This window comes from Paenibacillus ehimensis NBRC 15659, from assembly GCF_004000785.1.
Taxonomy (GTDB): Bacteria; Bacillota; Bacilli; order Paenibacillales; family NBRC-103111; genus Paenibacillus_G; species Paenibacillus_G ehimensis.
The window spans coordinates 1-26,608 of record NZ_BILX01000085.1; the positions used below are offsets into that span (position 1 = coordinate 1).

20 protein-coding genes are annotated in these 26,608 nt (G+C 54.1%); 6 read left to right on the top strand and 14 right to left on the bottom strand.

Annotated features, from left to right (window positions below; all coding sequences use genetic code 11):
• On the bottom strand, positions 1–197 hold a 197-nt coding region (locus PEH01S_RS35190; RefSeq protein WP_218032720.1), incomplete at its 3' end, for a hypothetical protein.
• On the opposite strand from PEH01S_RS35190, the gene PEH01S_RS29520 reads away from it, so the two are divergent.
• Positions 184–1,944 (top strand): helix-turn-helix transcriptional regulator, encoded by a 1,761-nt coding sequence (locus tag PEH01S_RS29520; RefSeq protein ID WP_127489755.1) that lies wholly within the window; start codon positions 184–186, stop codon positions 1,942–1,944. The genes PEH01S_RS35190 and PEH01S_RS29520 overlap by 14 nt on opposite strands.
• Positions 1,945–2,215: 271 nt before the next feature.
• Positions 2,216–4,210, top strand: a complete 1,995-nt coding sequence (locus tag PEH01S_RS29525) for a serine hydrolase (protein WP_127489738.1) — start codon at positions 2,216–2,218, stop codon at positions 4,208–4,210.
• 93 nt (positions 4,211–4,303) lie between these two features.
• On the opposite strand, the gene PEH01S_RS29530 is transcribed toward PEH01S_RS29525, so the two are convergent.
• The 7 genes from PEH01S_RS29530 to PEH01S_RS29560 all read right to left on the bottom strand — a co-directional run bounded on the left by PEH01S_RS29530 (position 4,304) and on the right by PEH01S_RS29560 (position 14,307).
• Positions 4,304–5,362 carry an alpha/beta hydrolase gene (locus tag PEH01S_RS29530; RefSeq protein WP_127489740.1) on the bottom strand — a complete coding sequence of 353 codons (1,059 nt, stop codon included), beginning with the start codon at positions 5,360–5,362 and terminating at the stop codon, positions 4,304–4,306.
• A 21-nt stretch (positions 5,363–5,383) separates the two neighbouring features.
• Entirely contained in the window at positions 5,384–6,703 is a 1,320-nt protein-coding gene (locus PEH01S_RS29535) for an esterase/lipase family protein (protein ID WP_127489742.1), read from the bottom strand.
• 153 nt (positions 6,704–6,856) lie between these two features.
• Entirely contained in the window at positions 6,857–7,597 is a 741-nt protein-coding gene (gene fabG / locus PEH01S_RS29540) for a 3-oxoacyl-ACP reductase FabG (RefSeq protein ID WP_025852436.1), read from the bottom strand.
• On the bottom strand, positions 7,594–8,517 hold the full coding sequence (gene phaZ, locus PEH01S_RS29545) for an intracellular short-chain-length polyhydroxyalkanoate depolymerase (protein ID WP_127489744.1): 924 nt from the start codon (positions 8,515–8,517) through the stop codon (positions 7,594–7,596). The genes fabG and phaZ overlap by 4 nt, the downstream gene beginning before the upstream one ends.
• The gene (locus PEH01S_RS29550; RefSeq protein ID WP_127489757.1) at positions 8,504–9,538 is read right to left on the bottom strand and encodes a 3-oxoacyl-ACP synthase; all 1,035 of its coding nucleotides are present in this window, start codon (positions 9,536–9,538) and stop codon (positions 8,504–8,506) included. The genes phaZ and PEH01S_RS29550 overlap by 14 nt, the downstream gene beginning before the upstream one ends.
• A complete protein-coding gene (locus PEH01S_RS29555) occupies positions 9,538–12,750 on the bottom strand; it encodes a BTAD domain-containing putative transcriptional regulator (RefSeq protein ID WP_127489746.1) in 3,213 nt (1,070 codons plus the stop codon). The genes PEH01S_RS29550 and PEH01S_RS29555 overlap by 1 nt, the downstream gene beginning before the upstream one ends.
• Before the next feature lie 45 nt (positions 12,751–12,795).
• Entirely contained in the window at positions 12,796–14,307 is a 1,512-nt protein-coding gene (locus PEH01S_RS29560) for a class I adenylate-forming enzyme family protein (RefSeq protein WP_127489748.1), read from the bottom strand.
• Positions 14,308–15,138: 831 nt separating this feature from the next.
• Between PEH01S_RS29560 and PEH01S_RS29565 the strand changes: the two genes are divergently transcribed.
• The gene (locus PEH01S_RS29565) at positions 15,139–15,567 is read left to right on the top strand and encodes a hypothetical protein (RefSeq protein WP_127489750.1); all 429 of its coding nucleotides are present in this window, start codon (positions 15,139–15,141) and stop codon (positions 15,565–15,567) included.
• Between the two features lie 345 nt (positions 15,568–15,912).
• Here the strand turns inward: PEH01S_RS29565 and PEH01S_RS29570 are convergent, their stop codons facing one another.
• Genes PEH01S_RS29570 through PEH01S_RS29585 form a run of 4 tightly spaced genes read right to left on the bottom strand, consistent with a single transcriptional unit; the run spans position 15,913 to position 22,203 of the window.
• The gene (locus PEH01S_RS29570; protein WP_127489759.1) at positions 15,913–18,099 is read right to left on the bottom strand and encodes a molybdopterin oxidoreductase family protein; all 2,187 of its coding nucleotides are present in this window, start codon (positions 18,097–18,099) and stop codon (positions 15,913–15,915) included.
• Positions 18,100–18,132: 33 nt separating this feature from the next.
• On the bottom strand, positions 18,133–18,489 hold the full coding sequence (nirD, locus tag PEH01S_RS29575; RefSeq protein WP_025848371.1) for a nitrite reductase small subunit NirD: 357 nt from the start codon (positions 18,487–18,489) through the stop codon (positions 18,133–18,135).
• Positions 18,490–18,502: 13 nt separating this feature from the next.
• A complete protein-coding gene (gene nirB, locus PEH01S_RS29580) occupies positions 18,503–20,920 on the bottom strand; it encodes a nitrite reductase large subunit NirB (RefSeq protein ID WP_127489753.1) in 2,418 nt (805 codons plus the stop codon).
• Positions 20,921–20,955: 35 nt separating this feature from the next.
• Positions 20,956–22,203 carry a nitrate/nitrite transporter gene (locus tag PEH01S_RS29585; protein ID WP_127489761.1) on the bottom strand — a complete coding sequence of 416 codons (1,248 nt, stop codon included), beginning with the start codon at positions 22,201–22,203 and terminating at the stop codon, positions 20,956–20,958.
• A 422-nt stretch (positions 22,204–22,625) separates the two neighbouring features.
• Between PEH01S_RS29585 and PEH01S_RS29590 the strand changes: the two genes are divergently transcribed.
• Both PEH01S_RS29590 and PEH01S_RS29595 read left to right on the top strand, forming a co-directional pair.
• Positions 22,626–23,270, top strand: a complete 645-nt coding sequence (locus PEH01S_RS29590) for an ANTAR domain-containing response regulator (RefSeq protein ID WP_025848376.1) — start codon at positions 22,626–22,628, stop codon at positions 23,268–23,270.
• Positions 23,267–24,328 carry an anthranilate phosphoribosyltransferase gene (locus PEH01S_RS29595; protein ID WP_025848377.1) on the top strand — a complete coding sequence of 354 codons (1,062 nt, stop codon included), beginning with the start codon at positions 23,267–23,269 and terminating at the stop codon, positions 24,326–24,328. Before PEH01S_RS29590 ends, PEH01S_RS29595 begins: the two co-directional genes overlap by 4 nt.
• Here the strand turns inward: PEH01S_RS29595 and PEH01S_RS29600 are convergent.
• Together PEH01S_RS29600 and PEH01S_RS29605 are read right to left on the bottom strand one after the other, a co-directional pair.
• Complete coding sequence (locus PEH01S_RS29600; RefSeq protein ID WP_025848378.1) at positions 24,277–25,005, bottom strand: NAD-dependent protein deacylase; 729 nt, start codon at positions 25,003–25,005, stop codon at positions 24,277–24,279. The two genes, PEH01S_RS29595 and PEH01S_RS29600, sit on opposite strands and share 52 nt — an antisense overlap.
• A 24-nt stretch (positions 25,006–25,029) precedes the next feature.
• Positions 25,030–26,019: a Gfo/Idh/MocA family protein gene (locus PEH01S_RS29605; RefSeq protein ID WP_025848380.1), complete on the bottom strand. Its 990-nt coding sequence runs from the start codon at positions 26,017–26,019 to the stop codon at positions 25,030–25,032.
• A gap of 162 nt (positions 26,020–26,181) precedes the next feature.
• Between PEH01S_RS29605 and PEH01S_RS29610 the strand changes: the two genes are divergently transcribed.
• Positions 26,182–26,565 (top strand): hypothetical protein, encoded by a 384-nt coding sequence (locus PEH01S_RS29610; protein ID WP_025848382.1) that lies wholly within the window; start codon positions 26,182–26,184, stop codon positions 26,563–26,565.
• Positions 26,566–26,608 lie beyond the last annotated feature (43 nt).

Consider the following 26,608-nt stretch of genomic DNA (forward strand, 5'->3'; position numbering starts at 1 on the left):
CCAAGCGACTGCTTTAGCCGCGTTGGACAATACAGCCGACTGGGCTTGGCCAAGGCTCCCATAACTCCCCCTTTCCCCTTGCATAAAAGCTCCTCTATTAGTAGGATAAAAAAATACATAATAAAGCGCACTGAGGGTGATTCATTGCTGGACTTTATAAAGCGTTGGTTTTGGTATGACTGGATGATGTTCGTCATTCGGACCATCCTTTTCGTTTCGCTTCTCTTTACTTTGGAGCATTTTTCCGAACAGCTGACCATCCCTTTCTGGTTAGGGGCTCTGTGGGGGATTGCAGCTTTTTCCATTCCTTGGGTTTGTTTGCAAAAGCACTATGCGTATTACCTGGTCTCGGAAATGATCATATCCGGGGGATTATGCTTATACGCGGTCTCCCTGTTCCCCGAAGCCTACGTGGCTTTTCTAGGTCCAACTTTTATGATTGCCAGCAATAGCGCCCAAAAGTCATACCGTTGGTCAGCCCCGATGACCATCTTTGTCATCCCGGCCTTATTCGCGGAATTGTCTGAACCAAGCGACCTGATGACGATGATCCTCCAATTCGGCCTCATTTACGCTGTAGGGTTCGCCTTTCAATTGCTGGTGGTGAACCATCGGCAAAGTGAAATGATTCGTGATCAATATGCCGTGCTGGAACAATATGCATCGCAAGTGGAGCGCCTGACATTGGCGGAAGAGCGAAACCGGCTCGCGAAAGACCTTCATGATACGATGGGACATTCCTTTACCTCCATTATGATGGGGCTTGAAACGTTACGCTCGGAAGTGAACACCCCGGAAGGGGAGCGGAAGCTCGAGTCCTTGTTACAACTAACCCGCGGCAGCCTGGATGAAGTCCGCCAATATGTGCATCAGGCCGGGGCTGCGCAAGATTCGCGTACCCTTGTAGAGTCGTTGCAGGCATTGACGGCCGAATTTCAGGCGTTGACTAAAGTGACGGTTCGACTACGGACCTTGGGCGAGGAGGTTCAGGTATCCCAACAGGTCAAGATGACCCTGCACCGGTGTCTGCAGGAATCGCTGACAACTGCCGTACGTCATGGACAGGCGGATGAAATTGCGGTCAGCCTGCATTTCGAGGAGAAGCAGGTTCGGCTGGAAGTGCAGGACAACGGGCTTAGCACCGAAGAACTCCGAGCGGGTTTTGGTTTAACGGCGATGAAGGAGCGGGCTTCCGATTTGCAGGGGCAGGTGTCCATCCACTCGAAGCCGGGCGAAGGAACGGTCGTAACCTGCACATTGCCCAGGCCGGCGGAGCAGCAGGAGGAAGCGATCCGGCTGCTGTTGGTTGACGGCCAGCCATCCATCCGGGAAAGCCTTCAAATGATTTTGGCGAGAGAAAAAGATTTCGAAGTCGTGGGACTTGCGGAGGACGGGGAGCAGGCGCTGGAACAATGCGAGCGGCTTCGCCCTCATGTCGTTCTCATGGATTTACATATGCCCCGCATGGACGGTGTGGAAGCGGCCAAACGGGTGAAGCAAAAGCATCCGGGTGTCCGCGTGCTGATCATGACCACGTTTCAAGAGACCGAAAAAGCGGTTGAAGCTTTGCGGAGCGGGGCGGACGGGTATTTATTAAAGTCTTCGGAGCCTCGGGAGCTTTCCGAAACGATACGTCTCGTACATCGCGGGGTGATGATGATCGCCCAAGATGTCACCAACCAGTTGATTCATAACTATGGGGGAGGAGCCCTTCGGGAGCAACCGGCAGAGCCGGACAAACCGCTTCCTCCTCCTTCGGGGTTGACCCCGCGGGAGATGGATATTTTGCAATGCTTATCCAAGGGGCTTCGCTATAAAACGATCGCGGCCAAATTGTATTTGTCCGAAGGAACCGTTCGAAATTATGCTTCCACGATTTATACTAAGCTTGGCGTTCGCAATCGAGAAGAGGCCGTACAAAAAGTTTTCGGGAATCAAGGATAGATGGTTTGGGAAGACAGCATGGGTCTGTACCTTTGAAAAAAGGAACAGGCCCGTGCTTTTTTATTTTATCCGGTGCATTTGCCCAGCATGAGCGTCATATGACATTTTGTCATCTCGGCGGGGAGTTCGCTTGCGGGTCGCGGGATAAAAAATGATGACAGAAAATAACTCTCTCCTATGACACGTTGTTTGCCATACTAAACCCAAGAGAAGGAGGAAGGGCAGTACCGAACCTAAGTTTTAGGAAAAAGGATGAGAGGGAGAACTAACGATGAGCAAGATGAAACCCAAGTTGAATATGGCGGCACTATTCTTATGTGCTACCCTGATGACGGCATGCACACCATCCGATGGAAAGCCGGAATCGGCACAGGCGGTGGACAAAACGAACCTGAATGGCCCTCAGGATGCCAAGGAAATAGAGGCGTTTGCCGATCCTTTATTTGCAGAAGTAATGAAAAAACACAATGTTAATGGTTCGAATTTCGTTGTGGTCAAGGATGGAAAAGTATTGGTAAGTAAGGGATACGGCTATGCCGATAAGGAAAAGAAAATTCCTGTCGATAAAAATACCGTCTTCCAAATCGGTTCCGTCACGAAGACATTCACCGGGCTGGCCGCAAATCAGCTTGCCGATCAAGGGAAAATTGACCTTCATGAGGACATCCAAACGTATTTGGGAGGAATGAAGATTCCAAACAAGACCGAAAAAAAACTGACCATGTTTGATCTGCTCACATACACGACCGGGTTTGATTTTCCGGATATTGCTTCTTATTATTCACCCGAGTTTGCAAATAAAGACATGCCGATGAAGCAGTTCATCCTGGATCATATGCCGACGGTGGTCCGGCCCCCCGGTGAAGCTTATACGTACGACAACTTTGGTTTCTTGCTGGCAGGATATGCGATAGAGAATGTAAGCGGCATGCCGTTTCATCAGTATATGGACAAAAATGTGTTCAAGCCGCTCGGCATGAATTCGACTAGCGTACGCCTAACCCCGGAGCTTAACAATCGCATGGCCGCTCACTATGATCTGGCTGGTGATCTCGTTCCAATGGACTGGAATGCCCCAACCGACGGGCCGCAGGGGAGCATCATATCGACTGGCGAAGATATGGCCAAGTACTTGACTATGCTGCTGCAAAAAGGAAAATACGGAGACCAACAGTTGGTAAGCGAAAAGACGGCCGAGCAGATGCTCACGTACCAGGTGGTCGCCGATAAAAGCATTCCGCAGACCACCGTAGGGGGATTCGAAGGCTACCGCAACGAACTGGCGAATGGCCAGCGTGTCGTTATAAAAGGCGGGAATGTAACGGGCCATCAATCCTTGATCGTAGTAATACCCGAGAAGAATACGGCATTTTCTATGTCGTACAACAACGAAACAGTGATGATGAGTATGGACGTGTATGAGGCGTTTATGGACCATTATTTTCCCGAAACAAAAACACTCGAGAAACCTGTTTATGTCCATTTGGATGAAAAGGATGCGGAAAAGTACGTAGGACTGTATCAGAATACGCGCTTTTTCTTCTTGAAATCGAAATTTTCGTACGCCGACGGGAAATTGCTGATGGAGACAGGAATGGGCAAGCACACATTCAAGATGATTACTCCACTGCTGTTTGAAGACGAATCAGGCAACAAGCTGGCGTTTAAAAAAGACCATCGCGGATCGATTGAATATTTTTATTACAATAATATGGAGGGGAATCACTTTGTATCGGATTCGCAAAAAATCCATGGGAAGCAGCCGTTTTCGGATGTAGCGGAGGGAAGTAAATATAAAAGCTTTATTGACGTTTTGCACGCCCTGGATATTATGGGTGCGAAATCAGGCAGCCGCTTTGAGCCGCAGGCATCCATGACGCAAAGCGAGTTTGCCGACGTGCTGCTTCGTGCCCATGGATGGCATGGGATCCCTTGGGCCATCGATAGCACGAAGAGGCAAATGCTCACCGGTCTTCCTTCCTTTGATCCGAATGCGATCATTACAAGGCAGACGGCAGCGGTCATGATTCAAAACCTGAAAGAACTCAAGCCTGCGTCCAAAGTTCAATTGAGCGGTCAAACGGATGCGTGGGCGGTTGAGGCCGTTACTGCACTGGTTTCGCAGGGTGTTATCGATCCGGATACAACCGTACAGGCGGACGGCACTGTCGATTTCCGTTCCAAGCAGCCTTTGCTTCGGCAGGAGGCAGCCGCACTGTTGGATAAAGCGTTTGGCCATTATGCTTTACCGCTCCCCATAAAATAAAGCGTCACAGCCATGCCGGTATGTTTGCAAGCGGGGTCCGTCATAATCCATCCATTGACTATTGCGTGCCCCGCCGGCAGCGGCTTCGTCCCTCTACTCCATCAAAGACAAGAATGACCTCAGCTTCGCGAATACAAATTCAGGCTGCTCAATGTGCGGAGCATGCCCTGCGTCCCCAACGACAAACTCCTCGAAGCTGCCGCCCGCTTCCTCATACTGTCGAAGCACGCAGCGCATCTGGGAAACCATGGGCTGCGGCGGATACACCTCTTCGCCGGGCCAGCCTTCAACGTAGCCAAGCTTGCCTAAATACCCCAAATCGAACCATGAGCTGTCTGACACGATCGCGTCGTCCGCGCCCCGGATCCATAGGATCGGCCGTTTAGGTTCGATATGTATAATCGGCGAAAGATTGACATACTTGGGCGACATCGCATTGTTGATCCCCTCCGTTCCCGGAGCTACACCGGGCCAATGCTCGCAAGTCTCGTAGGCTCCAGGGTAATGAGCGTCGCCAATGCGGGTGGACAGCATCGCGTCCAGGTAACGCTCCTCCCGCTCGCCGCTAACGCGAAACGGCGATTTAAAATAAAACTGATTCAGAATATTGCGCGGGCTGTTCGGCTCTTCCTCGCTGCGGTCTTTGCCGCTGAGACAGGCGACAAACTGCGGGTTTGCCGTTCCCCCGCCCGAACCGGCGTAATTGTCATAACAAGGCGTTCCCCACTCGTCCTTGGTGCCGCCAAAGCCGAATGGCGAAAGCGGGGACATCAAAACGAGCGAACGAACAGCCGCAGGATGATCGATGGCAAGCTGCATGGCAATTCCTGCTCCCAGCGACCAGCCCAGCACATGTACGGGTTGACTCATGCCGAGAGCATCCAAAAACGACTTCAAATCGTCGGACCAATCGCGCAGCCCCCGCGTTGCATTGATAGGGAGCGCTTCCGTTTGACCGTATCCGCGCAAATCCGGAGCAAGCACCCAGTACTCCTCGGACAATGCACGAAGGGTGTCGTCCCAGAATACATTCGCAGAGACGTTGCCATGAATAAGAAGAAGCGGCGGATTTTCAGCGCTGCCCGCGGATAAATAGGAAACATGCAAGCGGCCGGTTTGGATCGATTCAGGCTGTAAAGTCGTTAGGGTCATGCAGATTCCTCCCATGGATCGTTAGTTTTGTTTGAGCCACTGATCAATCTGGTTCACAGAAGCAGCCGCCCAGCCAAGCTGCAAATGATTATGCTGCACCGTGACGTTGCCGGCGACATTGCCGATTCCTTGCACCGCTGCCGCGCTTGCAATGAAGACGACGCCATCGCTCGGACCCGTGTGTTCGCTATGAATCGCCGGAATGTCATTTTGATCTCCCGACAGCAAATAGGTCTGAATACTGGCTGGAATTCCCGCATTCAAAATGGGTTCAACCAACGATCCCTGCTGAATCGCAGCGTCGATCCCGTTGCTATTCGTAAAGAAGCCCTGACCGCCGTGGTAAGTCGTGTACCAATCTTGCTCAAGCACAGGAAGCGGATATTCGTCTACCCATTTGGCAAGCATTTGCTTTTGCCCCGGGAAAAAATTGCCTGAGGCCGTATTGTAAATCGACAGCTCGGGATGGTTCCTCGATATCCCCCAGCAAACCATTTGTGTGTGCGGAGAAGGCGCATTGACAACACCGCCGCATTCAGGGAAAATGCTAAGATTATGCGACCAGCCGTGGCGGAAAATGTAATCGAATCCTTTGTTCGGATTGCCGACCAAGACCAGCTTGCGAATATCCTGGCTGTAGCTCGTGCCCCCCGCTTTTTTGACAGAGGAAGCATACATCCGCGAAGCGAAAGCGCCTTTGCTCCAGCCGATAACATCGACTTTGCTTTCACCTGTTACGTTTCGGATAATCGTAATCGCATCGTGAATTTGTTCGGCGCTGTAATAGTTGTCCCCTTGCTTATGCGGAAAATTAATCGCAAATACTTTGTAGCCTTTGCCGACCAAGTCCTGCATCATGCCAGTGCCAGGGCACGATATTGCGCCGCAGCCGTAGGAGCCAAGCTCATTCGGATTCGCCCAAGCGCGATCCGCATTATCGTTAGCTCCGTGCACGAGCAGAACCGGCGTTTTTACCGGATTGGTGTCGTACTTCGGAGCGTAGTACAGCAAGAAGCGGCTGGAATGCGGTTTTTTCACCCCACCGAAAAACGTCAGGCGCTGCCCGTCCTGATCGCCTCGCCCGTCTTGGGGGTAGTCCTCGACAGCGAACATCGGATTGTTGTCCTTCCAGCGCTCCACCTTGCTCCATCCATTGCTAACCGTTGTAAACGTCTGCTCCAGCACCAAATTGGATGCCGCTGCCTCTGCCGTTCCTCCTGCAACTTCCGCAGCTCCCGCTGCCCCTGCTTCCTGTGCTCCGCTCACCCCAGCATGCGGTACGAGCAGCGCGCAGACGATCAACAGCGCCGTTATGGCCGGTGGCAACCATCTTTTGTACATTGTATCCAATCTCCCTTCATGGCGACTGTTCGCGCATAGCCAAAAGTCACAGCCGCACCGTGTTTTTATGCGTCCCTTAACGCATAGTTTCATCCTAATTGGAAGCGGTTGCATTTCAGTTGCAGAAGACGGCGAGCGCTTGTTTAGGCTTGCTTAGATGACTAAACCCCCGTTTACTTCCAGTACAGTGCCATTGACGTAATCCGATTCGGAGGAAGCAAGAAATAAGTACGCATTCGCGACGTCGATCGGCTGCCCAAGGCGGCGGAGCGGAATTTTCTCCAGCATCTGCTGAATCACTTTCTCCGGCATGTTTGCCACCATCCCCGTCTCAATAAAGCCCGGCGCAACCGCATTGGCCTGAATGCCTTTCGGACCCAGCTCCTTCGCCCACGTTTTCGTCATTCCTATAATTCCCGCTTTGGCCGCGGCATAATTGGTTTGTCCGATGTTGCCATGCACGCCTACAATCGATGCCGTACTGATAATTTTCCCGCTTCCGCGTTCGATCATCGAATGGATGAGCGCCTTGGTACAATAGAAAACGCCGTTCAAATTCACTTGAATGACCCGATGCCACTCCTCTTCGGTCATTTTGGCCAGCGTACGATCCTGCGTAATTCCCGCGTTATTGATCAAGACATCGACCGCATCGTATCGCGCCAGCGCTTCTGCCGCCATGTTGTTGACACTGCCGCTGTCGGATACGTCCACTTCGATAAAATGCGCATCCGCTCCCTTTTGCAGCAATGCCTGAATCGCTTCCTCCCCCTGTTGTTTGTTGTAGTCGGCTATAATGACGCGCGCTCCTTCCTGCGCAAAAAGCGCTGCTGTCTCTCGGCCAATGCCGGCGGCTCCGCCCGTAATAAGCGCTGTTTTCCCTTGCAGTCTCATACTTGTCTCCCCCGTTCCATAAATTCGGCTACAACCTGACAGAGCAGCGCCAGGTTATCCACTATAGGCGAATGGCCCGTATGATCCAATTCCCTGTAAACGATATGCCCGCCCAAATCCTCTACCAATTCCTCCGTCATCTGACGGGTGACTACGTTATCCCGGCTCCCCCATAAAACAAGCGTTGGCATCAAAAGTCTTGCCGCATCGCCGCTGCCGCTCCCTGCTTCATGATCCTTGACGCTCATATTGAAGCGGTTCATGGCATCGTATACGTCCAGCAAATTTTTTTGCGTCAGCATGTCGTTCAAATACGTCTCGTACCGGACTTCATCCGGCTCTTGGATGACATAAACCTGACGATTCCACAAATTGCGCAAAAATGCTTTGTCCCGGTGATCATAGGCCCGCTGCACCAGCTTCGTTTTGTCCATTTCGGCAATTTCCGCTCGGGTGCGAAGCCTTCTCGCCCGTACTCGCCCAGACTGCGCATCCTTCTCCTCTGCGCAGCACGGATAGCCTCTTGTTGACATGGACGCCAGTAAAATTAAGGTCTCGACGTACTGCGGATGCGAAGCTGCGAACTGCATGGCGACTCCGCCGCCCATCGACCAGCCCAGCAGCGTGAATGAAGTAAGGCTCAGTCCGTCCACAAACAGCCGAAGATCCTCCGAAAAATCTGCTATGCTGTGGATCGGCACATGATACGTAGAAGCGCCGAAGCCTCGCAAATCAACAGCAATCAGCGTATGAGACGGGTCAAAGCTTTCCATAAACAGATCCCAATGCACGGATGAAGTCATATTGCCGTGCACGAGCAGCAGCGTCCGGCCGGTCGCCGTTCCGGCGCCTCTGCGCAAACGGTAGGCCATCGTTTCGCCGTTCGAGAGCTGTATCGACTTGAACTCAATTTCCTGCATCGGCATCCCCCCATCGGATCGTGGTCGCTCCCCATGCATAGCCGATGCCGGCGCTAATCAGAACAACCACATCTCCATCTTTTAGCTTTCCGCTGCTTGCGGCCAGCTCTAAAGATAAAATTTGATCGAACTGGCCGATATGACCGAATTCGTTCAAATAAATGGACTGGTCAGCGGATAATCCCAGCTGGCGAAGCACGTAATCATGAGCGGATTTCTTCATGTGCAGCATCGCCGCATAAGCGATGTCCTTTTCGGTATACCCGCTCTTCGCAAGCGATTGCCGGACCGCCTCCAAAAAGTAGCCCATGGACTTTTCTTCAAGGCGCTCTTTCATCCGTTGCGGATTCAGAACGTGGAAAAAATGCTTTCGCTGCTCTATCGCTTCGAGCGTAAGCGGATGCTTCGTACCGCCGGCCGGTACGATCACATCTTCGCTAAATGAGCCGTCCGTGATCAAATGGCTTGCCAGCACACGATTGCGCCCATAGTCGCGCTGCAGCAGGATCGCCCCTCCGCCTGCTCCGAGGTTAAACATAAATGACGTATGCCGATTGCCGTAGTCAATCAAATCGCCATTGCGATAACCGCCCGCCAAGAGTACGGTGCGGATCGAACGATCGGCGATCATCAGGCTCTGCGCCACCTTTAAAGCCATCACCGTCGTGCTGCAGCGCATACCGACGTCAAACGCCCAAGCGCGGATCGCCCCTACCTCCTGCTGAAGCTTCATAGCCGCCGTCCACACCGGATACTCCTTGTGTTCTTCGCCGATGTAGATGACCAGATCTATGTCTGCCGGATCAAGCTGAGCTTTGGCAATGGCCAGCCTTGCCGCACGAATTCCCATCTCGCAGCTGTGGTCATCGGCCCCTGGCACAGGCTTACGGAGAATGCCGAACTTATTCTCGACCACGTCCTGCGGCACGCCGGACAGCTCGCTGATTTCCTTGCTTGTCTGGAACGTCTCCGGGATGTACATGCCCGTACTTACGATACCTATCGGTACTGCACTCGTCATCATGATTCGCTCCACTTCTGTTGTGTCATTTTGGCATATAGCTGTTTTGTCGCCGGCATCGGTTCCACCCCAAGCTCCGCCTCCAGCGCCTTGCTGCATCGGGCATACCATTTAAGCGCTTGGTGGCGGTTATTGTTGCCGTAGTGGCACTTCATCCCCAAGCGATACGCTTCCTCCCAGCACGGATCTTTCTCGATAATCCGCTCGCACCAGCAAATGGCCTTATCGAAGTCACCCTGAGCCGCATGAAGCTCCGCCAAACGCTGCGCCCCTCTCAAGAACAGCGCTTTCAGCCGTTCCCGCTCCTGCGCACACCAGTCCTCGTATCTTCGCTCGGGGATATACTCCCCTGCATATAAGCTTAATGCTTTTTGCAGCATGTCGATGGCTTCCTGACGCTCCTTCGCATCAAGACCGTGCCTGATTCCATCCTCAAAGGCCGCGGCATCAAGCTCCAAGCCGGAGGCAAGGCTCAGCCCGTACAAGCTGCCGCTGCGCTCCACGAAAAAGGGGGCGGCTCTCGCCTGCCGCTCAGGCTCCAATGCCGTATTGAGCGCGTTAAGCGCCACTTTAAAATCGCGATAGGCCGCCTTATCGTCCAGATCGCCCCAGAGCAGCGCCATCACTTCCTCTTTGGGCAGCATGTGCTTTCTTCTTGTGACGAATAGTTGAAAAAGCTCTTTCGCTTTGCCGCGCTGCCAATCTTTTTCCGTTACTTCTTTTTCTCCAAGCAGCACTTTAAAGCCGCCTAACGTCTGAATCCGCAGCGTATAGCCAGGATGGTACGTCAGCTGTTCGATTCCCAGATCGGACAACAGCACGGAGGTGTAGCTGATGTCCAGTTTCTTTTTGTGCGCTTCCAGCAGGATCGGAACAAGCTGCCTCAGATCGCGAGGCCCGAATAGCGTACGCTTGTGCAGTAAAAACTCGTAGCCGCCTTCTTTCATCAGCTTGAGAAAACGCGAAGCGCAGCGATCCCGCAAATGCTCCCTCTTCGTATGGTGCGCAAGCAGAGATTGCCACAGCATCGCAACGGTTATCCCGTACCCGTCGCCGCACGCCTGAAAGTCCGATTCGCAAAGGGCAAGCCTTTCCGCGGCATCTTCCCACCTGCTGCCGCAGACGGCAGCAATGCCCATGCCAAGCCGAATCCACGCCGACAACCAGAGATCGTGCGCTTTTTCCGTTTCCAATAATGCCTGCGCCCCGTACTCCATAGCAAGCTCTGTCGCTCCTTCACGACCGTACAACAAGCATAACCCCATCCAAGGCTCCGCTTTTCCTCTGGAAACTTGAAGCCCTTCCATCATCTCAAGCGCTGTACGATAGCAAGAAAGAGGCAGCCCAAGCTCATAACGGGGCAAGAGCAGCGCAGCATTTCCCATGCGCATCCATCCGCAAGCCTCCATGTAAGGAGCTTTGCCGGATACCCCCTGCATGATGCCGCGCTCCGCCCATTTCTTGGAGCTCTCCGAGTTGCCGGCCAAAGCTTCAATAAAAGACAATAAAACCGATGTTTCACGGTGTGATTTGGGCAAGTGCCCGTCTGCCGCCGCATCTTCGCAGCGCAATTTCCGCTCCAGCGCTTGGCGCGCCTCCTGCAAACGGCCGGAACGCAAATGAAGCCGCGCCTCCAGCACATGATCCTGAAAATCGGCTTGCAGCGCCTTGCATCTTCGGTACCACACTTCCGCTTCCTTTAATCGTCCGGCATTGACGAGATTTTCGCAGATTAAGCTGTACAGACGCACACTGCCTTGCTCTGACGCTCCGTCAGCTTCCATCACGACAAGCGCCTGCTGCAAAAGCTGTTCCGCCTTCCCCGGCTCGATCGTATCAAGGAAAATATGGGCTTTCCGCTCAAGAGCCAGATTGGAGGCCGAGGAATAGCCCGCTTGCATAGCCAACTGCTCGCCCTTCGTGTAACAAAAAATGGCGCGGTCATACGAATAGCGGTACCGGTGCACGTCCCCCTCATACATCCACACCATGTAGTAGCGGTCTTTCAAAGGCTTCGGAAGGCGGGCGATGATCGCAAGCAAATGTTCAAGCCGCCCGAGCCTAAGCAGCTTATGGCCGTGTTGATGAATCGCTTGTGCGACTTTCTCGTACTGGTCCAGAGCGCACAGATGATCGATCATTTCCAGCCATTTTTGTTTGCGCTCGAAGTAGTCGGCGGCACGCTGATGCGCAAGCGCATACTGCTCCGGTTTTGCTTGAAGCTGCTGCCTGACAAACTCGCGGAACATCGGATGATAACGATAGCCGGTATCCGCATAGGCCTGCAAAAAGAGCCCCAAGCGCTCGATTCGCTCGATCATGTGCCGGGAATGAGAAGGCTGCAAGCCTAGCAGTTCATCGCAAAGAGCAGGCGCAAACGTTTCCAGCACACAGGTTTGTTCCACAAACCCGCGAATCTCCTCATTCTGGTGCCGCCACACTTCCAGCATCAGAAATCGGTGCAAATCGGCAGACGTATTTCTGGCGGCAGACATCTGCTGCCACATCGCATGGACAGCCGTAATCCAGCCTTCCGTTTGCCGGTAAATTTCCTGAACATCGCCCTCGTGCAGCAAAAATTCATAACTATCGGCAAACAAGGTTTCGAGCTCTTCCATGCTGAATGCAAGGTCATGCTCCCCGATTTCCAGCAGATTTCCTTTCACTTTCAACGTCGCTAGCATATCCCACGACGGATAGATTCTGCTCGACACCAGGACATGGACATGATGCGGCGCGTACTGCATAAACATTTGCATCCAGTCATCAATTATCGGATGATTCGCCACATGGTGGTAATCATCGATTACAAGGAACACTTCCTGAGACAGCGCCAAAAGCTCATTAACAAACAAAGAGCAAAGCAGGCGGGCGCTCTCTTGCGATTCGCAGCCGCATGTCTGTTCGTTTACCATATCCATCCAACCGTCCGCAAAATGCGGATGATTTGACCGAACGGCATGGATCAAATAGAAGACAAACGTGGCCAGCTGCCTGTCTTCCGCGCCTACGCTGTACCAACAGCAAGCCGTGGCTTCGACTTGAAAAAAAGCAGAGAGCGCTGTGCTTTTTCCGTATCCCGCACCGGCGTAAACAAGCGTTAACGGATGCTGCTCGCAGCGCTTTAGCTTTTTGCTAAGAGTCGGCCGCAGCAGTATCGTTTTTTTGAGCGGGGGAGGTATCAGCTTCGTTTGGACAATTGCCGCAGTCATCGTTTTAATCAACCGCCTTTTACAACCGTCTATATCTCCACTATGCTACCCGTTCATTTCTTGGTACATTTGGCAGATCCGTTTCTTATCCACTTTGCCTACATGTGTTTTGGGCAGCTCCTGCAGAAACAAAAACCTTTTAGGAATCTTATACTTTCCGATTTTGCCTATGCAGTAGTTTCTCAACTCCTCGTCGGTAAGCCCATGGTCCGGGTGCAAGGCAACCGCCGCGGCGATAGATTCCCCCCATTTGGGATCGGGAATGCCGACGACTGCCGCTTCTTTAACAGCGGGGTGCTCCAGCATGATCTGCTCCACCTCGACAGGATATACATTTTCTCCGCCTGTGATGATCATGTCTGTTTTACGGCCTACGATGTAGTAGAAGCCATCCTGATCCTGCCGGCCCAGATCGCCTGTCCGCAGCCAGCCGTCCACAAAGGCGGATTCCGTCGTCTCCGGCTGATTCCAATAGCCTTGGAACACATGTTTGCCGCGCAGCCATATTTCGCCCACGTCTCCAATAGCCGCTTCGCAGCCGCTGTCTGAAACAATTCTCACCTGTACCAGCATCATCGGCTTCCCGACCGATCCCCGCTTCTGGGCGACAGCGCGCGGATCCATATAAAAATTGTTCGGCCCCGCCTCCGTTAAACCATAGCCTTCTTTAAACGTCAGCCCCTTGCTCTCGAAGGCTTCGTAGATGGCAGTCGGGCATGGAGCGCCGCCGGAGAGAAACGTGTGCACATGCGGAAATTGCACATGCGCAAATGCAGGCAAATCGATCATCATCCGGTACATCGTCGGCACCATCAGCACGATCGTGCAGGCATAGCGCTGAATCAGTTCCATTAACGGCTCCGCCCGGGCTTCTTTGCTTACCACCACAGTGCCGCCGGCGTACAAAATCGGCAGGCAAAGCGCATTAATTCCTCCCGTGTGGAACAATGGCAGTGACGTCAAGGTAACATCGCTTGCCGTCAAATTCCAGCTTACGATCGTATTCAACATGTTCCACAGCACCGATTGGTGCGACAGCACGACACCCTTAGGTTTTCCGGTCGTTCCGCCGGAATAGATCATCATGCAGCTTTCTGCCGCTTCATCGCCGCGCTCTGCTTCCAGATGTCTCGGCGGAATAGCAGAGCTGACGATGCCCTCGTATTCAACCCCGCCTGCTGGCAGCGTGATTGGAGCAACCAGAACGCGCGCCAACGGCTCCAGTTCGCTGTGGTACAACAAAGCTTTCGGTGTGCAATCGCTTACAATAGCGTGTAATTCGCCGCCGGATAAACGCCAGTTCAGCGGCACGAATACGGCGCGCAGCTTGATGCACGCAAACAGCGCATCCAGGCAGCAAAGATCATTCTGCGCAAGCACAGCGACACGATCTCCGGGCGCTACGCCTGCCGCTTCCAGATAGCCCGCCAGACGGCAGGCTCGTTCGTTCATTTGAGCGTAGCTCCACGATTCTCCCGTCTCTGCGTTTATTGCCGCCGTTCGAAGGGGAGTTAAGGCACTTCTGGCTGCCAGCCAATCCATTGAATCCTTTCTCATATGCTCGACCCCTATAGTCCATGATCTGTCACATTCGTTTGTACTATAGATAGGTTACAAAGCAGTTACAAATTTGCGGCAATGAGGGGCTTTAAGTGCGCTACGTATTAATCGTAATGATCGTTTTACTGAATGATACCCGAATGAATAAAAGTATTTATTGGTCGAGGTGATTGAGCATTTACTGTTTGAGGATATATTCAAGGATATTTCCCCTGTAAAATTATACCTCTACGAGATGATTTATGTATATAGGGGATCATGAATATTAACTTAACTCTCCATCAAGTATACCGCCAACACTCTGCCGAAACCTATATCTTCTAATCCATAAACAACGGATAATCCTTTTTTCGCACTAGAATATTGCTCTGCTCCTCTGTTTTTGGGTTGAATCTTTTACTCACGAGCACATCCCCAATGACCGTTTTTCAGCTTATGATGAGAACTTTCGAGCCTTTTCCAGCCTCGTGGCCGAATGCTACTCGTCCTCCACCCTTAACTTAGCTAAAGGGCGATTTTTAGTCGTTGGTAGGCGGCCATAGTTACATCAAGCCATTGACCAAGAAACAGAGGGGCTTTCTTATAGATGTTGTCTTTGCCGTCCCATTCATTCAAATTTCTCTTTTTACTAACAGATATGATTTGGAGGTTATATCTACAAAGCTTTTTTAATTACATGAAATTAATTATAATTTTATTAATTAATATAAATTATAGGAATTACTTACTATAAATATTAATTCAAAATTAGTAGTTCAGTAATATAGATACAACTACACAAAAACACTATAATAAAGTAGAAATTACAAAAATATAGGAGGTTTTCAAATGAAAGGAAAATTATTATCATCTCTAATTGCATCTGCTATCTTGTTAGCTGTTGGAACACAGAGCGCTTCTGCTAATATTGGGGATGACACGCGTTCCGATGCAAGATGGGCTAACCCAGATTTTCATTACACGCCATCACTCCTTTCCCCTAGTGATGAAGACTGGTATTACTGGGACAATGAAACGGGCAGTAACAAATTTATTTGGGCCGGTTTACAATCCCCTGCCGGATTAAACTATGATATTACAGGGTTCCTCATTACCCCTTCGGGGCAGGAATACACGCTTTACTCCAACGAAAGTGGCCCCGGAGGCTTTGATTCATTCGGTACAACCGTACCGGCTGGTGGTAAGATATATTTTCGAATTAAAGCTGACATGTTTGACTACGGTCAAAAGTACGATTTTCACTTTACTCGCCAATAAGAAAGTATACATTTAAATGAAAAACAGTCCTTCACTCAAGGGAGAAGGACTGTTTTGTTAATATCTTAATGTTCTATCAAACTTAATATTATATAGAGCAATGAAATGTTCAAACCGAGTGGTTTAATCAACGTTGCCGATCAGATTAAAAAAATTTTACGTAACTATCACCTTTTGAAATCCCCTCTTAAGTATCATCGCAAAAAATAGTAAGTGATCACGATCCATACCATCCCCCAATATCAACATGGAATGTAACTATTAAGAGCAGACACCATCGGCCGACCAATCTCTCTGGTTCAAACCAAACTGAGGTGGGAAGAACACTCAAAAAACTCGCGGCTGTCACACACTACCTACACGCTCCACCTTCACGGCGCACAGCTTAAATTCCGGCATCCTGCTGGTCGGGTCCAGGGCGTCGTTGGTCAGCCGGTTGACCGATAACTGCTCCCCCCAATGAAAAGGCACAAACACGGTGCGCGGCTGGATGCCTTCCGTCACCTTCACTTGAAACACGAGCGAGCCCCGGCGGCTCGTGATCCGGATGCGGTCCTCCACACGCAAGCCGATCTTCTGCGCCAGCCATGGATGAATTTCCGCCACGGGCACCGGCGCTTTTTTGTTCAGTCCCTCGGTGCGCCTCGTTTGCGCCCCGCTCAAGTAATGGCTGGCTACCCGCCCGGTTGTCAGCACATACGGGTAGTCGCGGTCGGCCGGCTCCGCAGGCAGTTTGGGCGTGATGCCGAACAGCCTGGCCTTCCCGTCGGGATGATGGAAGCGTTCCTGAAACAAATAAGGCGTACCCGGATGCTCAGGAGCCGGGCAAGGCCAAAAGATGCCCTTCTCCCGCTTCAGCCGTTCATACGTGATGCCGCTGTAATCCGCCTTGCCCCCGGCGGTCGCCAGAGCCATTTCGTTGAAAACCTCCTCAATGCCGCCGTACCGAAAAAAAGCCCCGCTCCCCAGCTCTTTCGCCAAGCCGCATAGGATCTCGTAATCCAGCCTGCTGTTTCCCGGCGGCTCCAGCACCTTGCCCCGGTGGAACACTCGGCCTTCCAAATTCGTCAGGGTGCCCTCTCCCTCCAGAAACGACGAGCCCGGCAGCAGCCAATGGGCGTAACGGGCCGTTTCGGTCTCGAACAAGTCGACGACCACGAGCAGCTCCAGCTTCTGCAGGGCGCGCTCGACCATCGAATTGTTGGGACTCGAAACGACCGGGTTGGAGCCGAGCACGAGCAGCGCCTTGATTTCGCCTTCGTCGATTTTTTGCAGCATTTCGTAGGCGGAGACGCCCTTGCCCGGCAGCTCGGCCGGGTCGATCCCCCATACCTTCGCCACATGCTCGCGGGCGGCCGGGTCCTCGATCAGGCGGTAGCCCGGAAGCTGGTCCGCCTTTTGTCCATGCTCGCGGCCGCCCTGTCCGTTCGCTTGGCCGGTCACCGCGCCGTAGCCGCAGCCGGGCCGGCCGATTTTGCCGGTGATCAAGGCCAGATTGATGTAGTTGAGCGTATTCTCCACGCCGTTGACCTGCTGCTCCAACCCCCGCGCCGTAAGTATAATCCCCGTTTCCGCCTTGGCAAACCCGCGGGCGATGGTGCGAACGACGCCTTCAAGAACGCCCGTCAATCGCTCAACATAATCCGGCGTATAGAGCTTAACGGCTTCGGCCAGCTGCTCGAAGCCGTGCGTCCGCTCGCGGACAAACGATTCCTCGTATAACTTTTCCTCTACGATCACATGAAGCAAGCCGTTGACGAACACGGAGTCGAAGCCCGGCTGCAGCCGCACGTGAATGTCCGCCGCCTTCGAGGTCATCGTATTGCGCGGATCGACGGTGACGATCGTGGCGCCGTTCTTCTTGGCCGCGAGCAGGTAAGGCATCATGGTCGGCTGGCATTCTGCAATATTCGTGCCGGCGAGAATAATGTAGCGTGCGTGCGGTATTTCATGAAGCGGCATCGTCATGCCCCGGTCGAGACCGAAGGCCTGGTTGGCGGCAGCAGCCGCTGAGGACATGCAATACCGCCCGTTGTAGTCGATGTATTTGGTTTTCAGCGCCACCCGCGCAAATTTGCCGAGCAAATAACCGACCTCGTTGGTCAGCGAGCCTCCGCCGTAGATGGCAACCGCGTCGTTGCCGTATTTCGCCTGGATATGACGGATTTGCCCAGCTATCTCCCTCAAAGCAACATCCCAGGCTTCCGGTTGAAGCCCGCCGGCCGCAGAGCATCGCGAAACGACAGAATCGAACCGGTCCGCCCTTCTTAAAGGCTCGGTAATCCGTTCCGGATGAAGCACATGCTCCAAGGCATGAAGCCCTTTCTGGCACAGGCGCCCCGATGCCACCGGAAAATCCGGGCTCGGCTTGATGACCAGGCCCCGATGATCATCGCCGGGAGTGAGCATCATCTGGCATTGCATGCTGCAAAAGCAGCAGTGGGATGACCGGCTTTCCGCCGTGGTTGCTTTTGCCGCTGTCTCCCCGTTCGCTGCCGACTTCACGTCTAACAAAACCGATGAGTCCGCCATCGCCATCGCCGTCGTCCCCCCATGAACATCACATTAGCCAGCCTTTTCCGCCGACATTGGAAAACCGATATAGACGGCTCCATCCTGTATTTTGGTCGCATAGGTGCGGACGCATCCCGTATCCGGCGCCTGAACGAGCCCGGAGGAAAGATTGATCCTGCGGTCATGCATCGGGCAGAAGACATGCTCGTCGCAGACGATCCCTTCCGCCAGCACTCCGTCCTTGTGCGGACAGCGGTTTTGCACCGCTTTGACGCTGCCGCTGCCGAGCCGGAACAGCGCCACTTCATCCCCCTGGTAACGGACGGTCTTTCCGGTATTGACCGGCAGCTCAGCGTACAAGGCCGCCCAGACCCAAACGATGCTTTCCCTTTCCTGTGTTACGCCCATACGTTTCTCCTCCTTACAGTTCAACGACTTCGTAGAGGTCTTTTTGAATTTTCTCGCTTTCGATCGCTTCTTTCCAAGGGTCCTTCGTAACCGACAAGGTAACGTCCATTCGCTCGCAAAGCGCTTTGCGCTCCTCTGCATTCTCGACGACCTTGCGGATGCTTTCGATGCCGACCCGCTTGACCCATTCGCTGGTCCGTTCGCCGTAATTGGCGTTCTCACGGTAAAATTGCAGGTACGCCTCCGTATACTCCACGACTTCGTCTTCCGTCTTCACCGTGACCAGAAGATCCCCGGCCCGCACCTTCACGCCGCCGTTGCCGCCCGCATACAGCTCCCAGCCTCCGTCGATGGCGACGACGCCCAAGTCTTTAATAACGGATTCCGCGCAGTTTCGCGGGCACCCGGACACGGCCATCTTGACCTTGGCCGGCGTGTTCAGCCGCTCGAAGCGCTTCTCCAGCCGGATGCCCATGCCCATCGAATCGGCGGTGCCGAACCGGCAGTAATCCGCCCCGACGCATGTTTTGACGGTACGAAGCGCTTTGCCGTAGGCATAGCCGGACGGCATATCCAGCTCCTCCCACATGCGGGTCAAATCCTCCTTCTTCACGCCCAGCAGATCGATCCGCTGGCCGCCGGTCAGCTTCACCGTCGGAACGTTGAACTTCTCCGCCACCTCGGCGATCCGCTTCAGCTCGGCCGGACTCGTCACGCCTCCGTACATCCGGGGCACGACGGAGTAGGTGCCGTCCTTCTGAATGTTGGCATGCATCCGTTCGTTCACAAAACGGGAGGTACGATCATCCTTGTACACCGTCGGGTGCACCATGCCGAAGTAATAGTTAAGCGCAGGGCGGCACTTCGAGCAGCCTTCCTCCGTTTTCCAGCCGAGCACGTTCATCACCTCGCGGACGTGGCTCAGTCCTTTCTCGCGAATGGCGTCCACGATCTCTTCCCGGGAATGCTCCGTACAGCCGCACATCGTTTCTTTGACGGACGTGCTGTCGTAGGAATCGCCTAAGGTATAGGCGAGCAGTTCGCCGACCAGCGGCTTGCAGCCTCCACAGGAACGGGAAGCGCCGGTGCAGTTCTTCACTTCCTCGACTGTCGTCAGCCCCTGCTCCCGGATGGCCGAGCAGATCGCGCCTTTGCTGACGCCGTTGCAGCCGCAGACGATCGTATCGTCGCTCATCGCGGCCACCCCGGAGCCGTCTCCTCCTTCACCGCCGGAATCCCGAAGGATGGAAGCCTTCTCCATGCCGCTGATGTCGGAGCCGTCGCGGATCATCTGCATCAGCCGCGTGCCGTCCGACGTATCCCCGAACAGCACCGCGCCGATCATTTTGTTATCCTGAATGACGACCTTTTTATATACGCCCGAATAGTCGTCGTGCACGCGAATCGTCTTGCAGCCCTCGCTCTCCAGAAATTGGCCGCCCGAAAAGACGTCCACGCCGGACACCTTAAGCTTCGTGTACACGATCGAGCCTTCGTACGGGGCCGTCTCCACCCCGGCCAAATGCTTCGCAAGCACCGCTCCCTGCTCATAGAGCGGAGCGACAAGGCCATACACGACCCCGCGGTGCATGGCGCATTCGCCGACCGCATAAATCTCCGGCATGCTCGTTTGCATGTAATCGTTGACGACGATGCCGGGATTGACTTCGAGCCCGATCGACTTGGCCAGCTCGACGTTCGGGCGAATCCCGACGGCCATGACGACCAGGTCCGCTTCCGCCACGCTGCCGTCCTTGAACTTCAGCCCCGCGACCCGCTGGTCCCCGACGATTTCCGCCGACTGCTTTTCGAGCAAAAAGTTCATGCCCTGCGCTTCCAGCGCCTCCTGCAGCAGCTTGGAGGCCGTTCGATCCAATTGGCGCTCCATCAGCGTATCTCCGAGATGGACGACATCGACCTTCATCCCGAGGTTCAGAAACCCTCTCGCCGCCTCCAGCCCGAGCAGACCGCCCCCGATGACGACGGCTTTCTTGTATTTCTTGGCCGCATCGATCATCAGTTCGCAGTCGCGGATCGTGCGGTAAGCCATCACGCCTTCCTTATCCGCGCCCGGCAGCGGCAGCATGAACGGATTCGAGCCGGTGGCCAGAATCAGCTTGTCGTAAGCAACCGTGATCCCCTGGTCGCTCGTAACCGTCTGCGCCTGCGTATCGATGGCCGTCATGGTGTGCCCGGTATACAAAGTGATCCCGTTCGCTTTGTACCAATCCCATGGATGAATGACAATATCCTCTACGCTGGAGTCGCCTGCGAGCACATAGGACAGCAGAATCCGGTTATAGTTCGGATGAGGCTCGCTGCCGAAAATCGTAATTTCATATTTGCCGGGAGCCAGCTTGAGCAAATGCTCAATTACGTTGACGCCGGCCATCCCGTTCCCGACGAGCACCAGCTTTTGTTTGTTCGACATGAAGCAATCATCCTTTCATTGTGAGAATCAACGACTTACTGTACAGGAGCTTCGGCCCCCATCCCTTCCCGGCGGGACGCGCTCACTTTGCCGCCTTCTCCAATCCAGGTACGCTTCCACTGGCCTTGGACCACAGCGATCAATACCGCGCACGAAAGCGCGATGATGCTCAGGATCAAAAATCCGGATGCGAAGGAGCCGGTGGAGAGCTTCAGATTGCCGAGAATTTTCGGCAGAAAAAATCCTCCAAGTCCTCCGGCCGCGCCGACAATGCCGGTGATGATCCCGATCTCCTCGCGAAAGCGCTGGGGAACGAGCTGGAACACCGAGCCGTTGCCCATGCCCAGGCACATCATGGCTGCGAAGAGCAGCGCCGTCGTTACCGCAAGCGGCGGCAGGGTGGAGATGCCGGCCATCAACAGGGCGACGACTCCGTATAGACCCATCAGCATCCGGATGCCGCCGATTTTATCGGCCAGCCAGCCGCCGATCGGACGAAAGAAGCTCCCGCCAATGACGCATAAGGTGGTAAAATCGGCGGCTTTCACCGGAGACAGCCCGTACTGCGTATTGAAAAAGATCGTCAGATAGGTGGATAACCCGACAAAACCGCCGAAGGTCACGCCGTACAAGAGGCAGAACAGCCAAGCATCCCTTTGCTTCAGCACCTTTCCGTAGTCGGCCACCTTTTTGGGTGCGGGCTGATTGGGGCTGTCTTTGGCCAGGATCGAAAACACGATCAACGTCAAGGCGATCGGAATCATCGCGATCCCGAAGACGACATGCCAGTCCCCGTAGTACTGGGCGATCCGGTTCGCAAACAGCGTGGCGAAGATCGTCCCGCTGTTCCCCGCGCCGGCAATTCCCATCGCGAGCCCCTGATACTGCGGCGGATACCACCTGCTGGCCAGCGGCAGAGCGGCTGCGAAGCTGGCCCCGGCAATGCCGAGCAGCAGCGCGATCGCATACATCTCGCCGATCGTGTCGGCAAACAGCCAGCCCCACAATAACGGGACGAGCGTAATCCCCAATCCGATCTGACCGGTCCGCTTCGGCCCGATTTTATCCGTCAAATAGCCGAGCACCAGCCGCAGAATCGACCCGCCCAAAGTGGGCAGGGCCACCAGATTCGCTTTTTCCGCGGCATTCAGGTCAAACTCTCCCGAGATGATGACTGCAAGCGGTCCGAGCAGCACCCAGACCATGAAGCTCATATCGAAGTACAAAAAAGCACTGAACAACGATCCCTTGTGCCCGCTCTGCCAAAAACTTTTGCGTTCGATCATGTGGACCTCTCCTCTCCCTTTTCCTTCGTGACGTTTCTCTCTTTAAGCGATGCGAAAAAAGCCGACAAAACGGGCCCGTGGTAAACGGAACGGTTCGTCGGCCTCATTGCCTTTGCGGCCACGTCATCGTAGCCGAAACATAAAAAGCCTACCCCTGCACATCGTACAGAGATAGGCATCGTTGCCGGGAAGCTTGACACACCGTTGTGTCAAGAAAACTGAGAAGCTTGATGAGGTTATTATAATTCGCCCCGGCCTCATTGTCAACAAACATGACATATTTTTCGTAAAATACTTATATAAATAACGATGTCGACAACTTTCAGGGCTTTGTGCTATATTTATTGTTATATTATATAACACGAAACTATCGCAAATTATCGTTCACCGGCATTACAACCTTGATGGGGGTATTGTTTATGTTACAATCGTTTTTGCTCATCGACGGGTTTGCACCTGATTCCTCCACTCCATCGTCCGCTGAACCCGTTCCGGCTTCCGGTCCATCCGGTTTGGAAGCAACGGCCGAAACGATATTGCAAGATATGGGCTTTCGCGTGCAGAGCGCTTCATCCTACCATGAAGCTCAGTTTCTGGCAGCCAAGGCGGATGCTGTCCTGTTATCCGTTGCCCCTCACCAAGTCGAGCCGTGGCGGCAAAAAATCGCCGCCGCCCGCAGCCTTCCTCTGCTGTGGTGGTGCGACCGCCGGACGTTTCCCAGCCACGAATGCAAACTGCATCACGCCATCGACGGCATGCTCGGTCCCGGGATGAGCGCCTTGGAAATTCACTGCGCGCTCCTGCTTGCCGTGAACCATTATTTTCAGCGGACCGAATGGCAGCAGGAACGCGAGCAGCTTCTGTCCCGGCTGGAAGAACGGAAGTGGGTCGATCAGGCGAAGCGGATTTTGTGCGAGATCAAGCGCATTTCGGAGGCGGAAGCGTACGAATTTCTGCGCAAGCAGGCCATGAATGAGCGCAAACGGATGTCCGACGTAGCCGCCTCGATCGTCAAGGTGTACCAATTGCTGCAGGACGAGAATCAGGGAGGTCGTAAGCGATGATAGGTTTCCTACAAGAAGTCGGGCGCGGAAAACGCGGGGCCAGAGATTTAAGCTACGAAGAAGCCCGGCAGGCGGCCGAGTGGATCATAACCGGCAAGGCGGCTCCGTCGCAATGCGGCGCCTTTCTTATGGCCGAACGCATCAAGATGGAATCGGCCGACGAGCTGCGCGCTTTTATTGATGCCCTGCGAAGCCGGAGCCATACTTATCCGGTCAAGGGAAGCATGGATTGCGCAGGTCCTTACGACGGCAGGACACGAACGTTCATGGCGACGTTCCCGACGGCTTTCGTGCTTGCGGCCTGCGGGCTTCCGGCAACGCTGCACGGAAGTCCGAGCCTGCCGCCGAAATGGGGCGTGACGCTTACCGACGTGCTCCATGCCTTAAACATTCCCGTAACCGGTATTCCCAGAGAGGCTTGGACCGCCGCGGCGGAAGCCAGCGGCTTTTTATTCGTGCCGACCGAAGAGTGGTGCCCGCCGCTGAAGGAGCTGCGTCAGCTGCGTCTGGAGCTCGGCCTGCGTACGGTTTTCAATTCCGCCGAGAAGCTGCTCCGCTTCTCCGACCCGGCGTATATGACGATGGGCGTATTCCACGGCACCGTCTTTGAGAAAATGACCAGGCTTCTGCTGGAGCTCGGAATCTCCAAAGGGATCGTGGTGCAAGGAACGGAGGGCTCCGACGATGCGGCGGTCAATCAACGGACGCGGACGTACGTGATTAAGGAAGGAAGAAGCGAGCTCTTTATCGTGGACCCGGAAATGTTCGAGCTGATGGTCGACGTGCCGGAAGTCCAATGGACCGCCGGGCTGCAGGCGCAAACAGCCCTCGCCGTCCTGCGCGGCGACGCCGAGCTGCCCTATTTGAACGCCGTTCTGCTCAACAGCGCCCTCCGCTTATGGATCGGCGGCCAGGCCGGCTCGATCGAAGAAGGCATTTATCTCGCCCGTCATGCGATCGAACAAGGCGCAGCCCTGCGCAAATATGAAAACTGGAGCGCCTCGCTCTACGACACTAAAGCTTTCAGCACTTTCCCGATCGAGTCGCGGATGACGTGAGTCGCCCGGCTGTCATATGGCGTCGAAGATTGGTTGATCAGCACCAGCTTGTCGCCGGCATATTCGCCGACCAGCGCGGCGGCCGGGTTGACGGTAAGGGAAGTGCCGCCGACGATCAATACGTCCGCTTCCGCAATATGCGCTCTGGCCTTCGACAGGATGTCCCAGTCCAGGCTTTCCTCGTACAGCACCACGTCGGGCTTTACAATCCCTCCGCAGGCATCGCAGCGGGGAACCATCGTCTCGTCGTTCGTCACGTAATCGAGGTCAAAAAACTTGCCGCAGCCCATGCAGTAATTCCGGTGCACCGACCCGTGAAGCTCCAGCACATGACGGCTGCCCGCCATCTGATGCAGCCCGTCGATGTTCTGGGTGACGACGGCCCGCAGCTTCCCCGCTTGCTCCAGCTGCGCCAGCACCTCATGAGCCGCGTTCGGCTTGGCTTCCCTATGGATCATGCACGCGCGGTAAAAGTCGTAAAACTCCGCCGTACGCTCCATAAAAAAGCTGCGGCTCAGCATGACCTCCGGCGGAAAGGCATGCCGGGAGGCCGTCTGATACAGCCCCGTGGCCGAACGGAAATCGGGGATTTGACTCTCCGTCGAAGTCCCCGCTCCCCCGAAAAAGACAATGTTCTTACTGTCGGCAATCCACGATTTGATCTCTTCAACCGCCATATCCAGTCCTCCTTGATTCCTGATTCACACCGCTCCATCCGCCGGAAAACGGAGCCCGATCTGCTTGCGGGCCTCGTCCATGATCGAGATCGCGGCCAGCGAATTGGCGTGCGAATTCGTTGCAGACTCCAGCCTTCCGGCTTGCAGAACGTCGATAAATTCCTGCACTTCGTAATACATCGACTTGCTGCTCTGCGGACGGGTCAACACCTCGACCGAACCGTCGCGGTAACGGATTTCCACGTGCTCCGGCTGATTGATTTTATCGATGACGAGGGTGCCGTGCTCGCCTTGAATTTCCGTCGGCGCATACGAATTGACAATCTTGGAATGCGTCAGCACCGCTTCCATCTGCCCGTAGCTTAACAGCAGGCTACCCTGCCCGTCCACGCCGGAGTCAAGCAGCAGACCGTTCGCCTGAACGCGCTCGGGCTGGCCGAACAGCACGACCATCGGGTAAATGCAGTACACGCCCAGATCCATGAGCGACCCGTTGGACAACGCGGGATTGAACGCATTGAGCACCGTCCCCTGCTTATAGGCATCGTAACGGGAGGAGTATTGACCGTAGCTTGCCGCATAGCGGCGGACCGGACCGATTTTGGACAAATGCTCCTGCACGGCGCGGAAGTTCGGCAGCAGCGTCGATTTTAACGCCTCCATCAGCAGCACCCGGTTCGCTTTCGCCGCGGCGATCATCTCCATCACCTCTGTCCGGTTGGACGCCAGCGGCTTCTCGCAGAGCACGTGCTTCCCGTGATTCATCAGCAGCACGGCGTGCTTCGCATGGAAAGCATTCGGGCTGGCGATATAGACGGCATCGAACGTGTCGCTCCCCGCCATCGTCTCCAGGTCCGTGAACTTGTGCGGGATTTCGAATTTGGCCGCGAAGGCTTCGGCTTTCTCCTCCGTCCGCGAATAAACCGCCGTTAAGGCAAACGCTTCGCATTCCCGCGCCGCGCGAATAAACTCTTCCGTAATCCAGTTCGTTCCGATAACTGCAAATCGTATCATGGTTCATTTCCTCTCGTCGTGTAATCTTCGTCATGCCTATCCTCTTATTGTACTGGAGGAAGCGCGAGAGGCCAACTTATTTTTCCAAATATCCATATCAAACGGATATACATACAAAATCAGGGTAAAATATCCATTAAAATCTTAAGTGAAGGAGCCGCCATGATCAGCAACCGCGAACTGAAAGGACAAATCGAAGAATTGACCGAGCAAAACCAGTTTCTAAGCGACGAGCTGCAGCAGATCAAAAGCTTGCTTGAAAGCCAGTCCAACCAAAACCAAAACCAGAATCAAGGCCAGAGCAATCAAGGTTCAGGGCAAAACAGCAATGCGCTGTTCGATATGGCCAACGATTTCATCCAGCTCAAAAAGCTGACGAGCGACCTGCAGACCAAAATGCAGGAATACGCCTTGAAACAAACCCGCGGCACGCAGATCACGGACGAGGATGTCATCAATCTGATCATCAATATGATGAACGGGATGATCGATTGGACGATCGACTTCGTGTCCAAACAGAATCAATCGCAAGGGCAGATGCAGTAAGCAAAAAAAACTACAGCGGAATAACCAGCACACTATGCTTGTA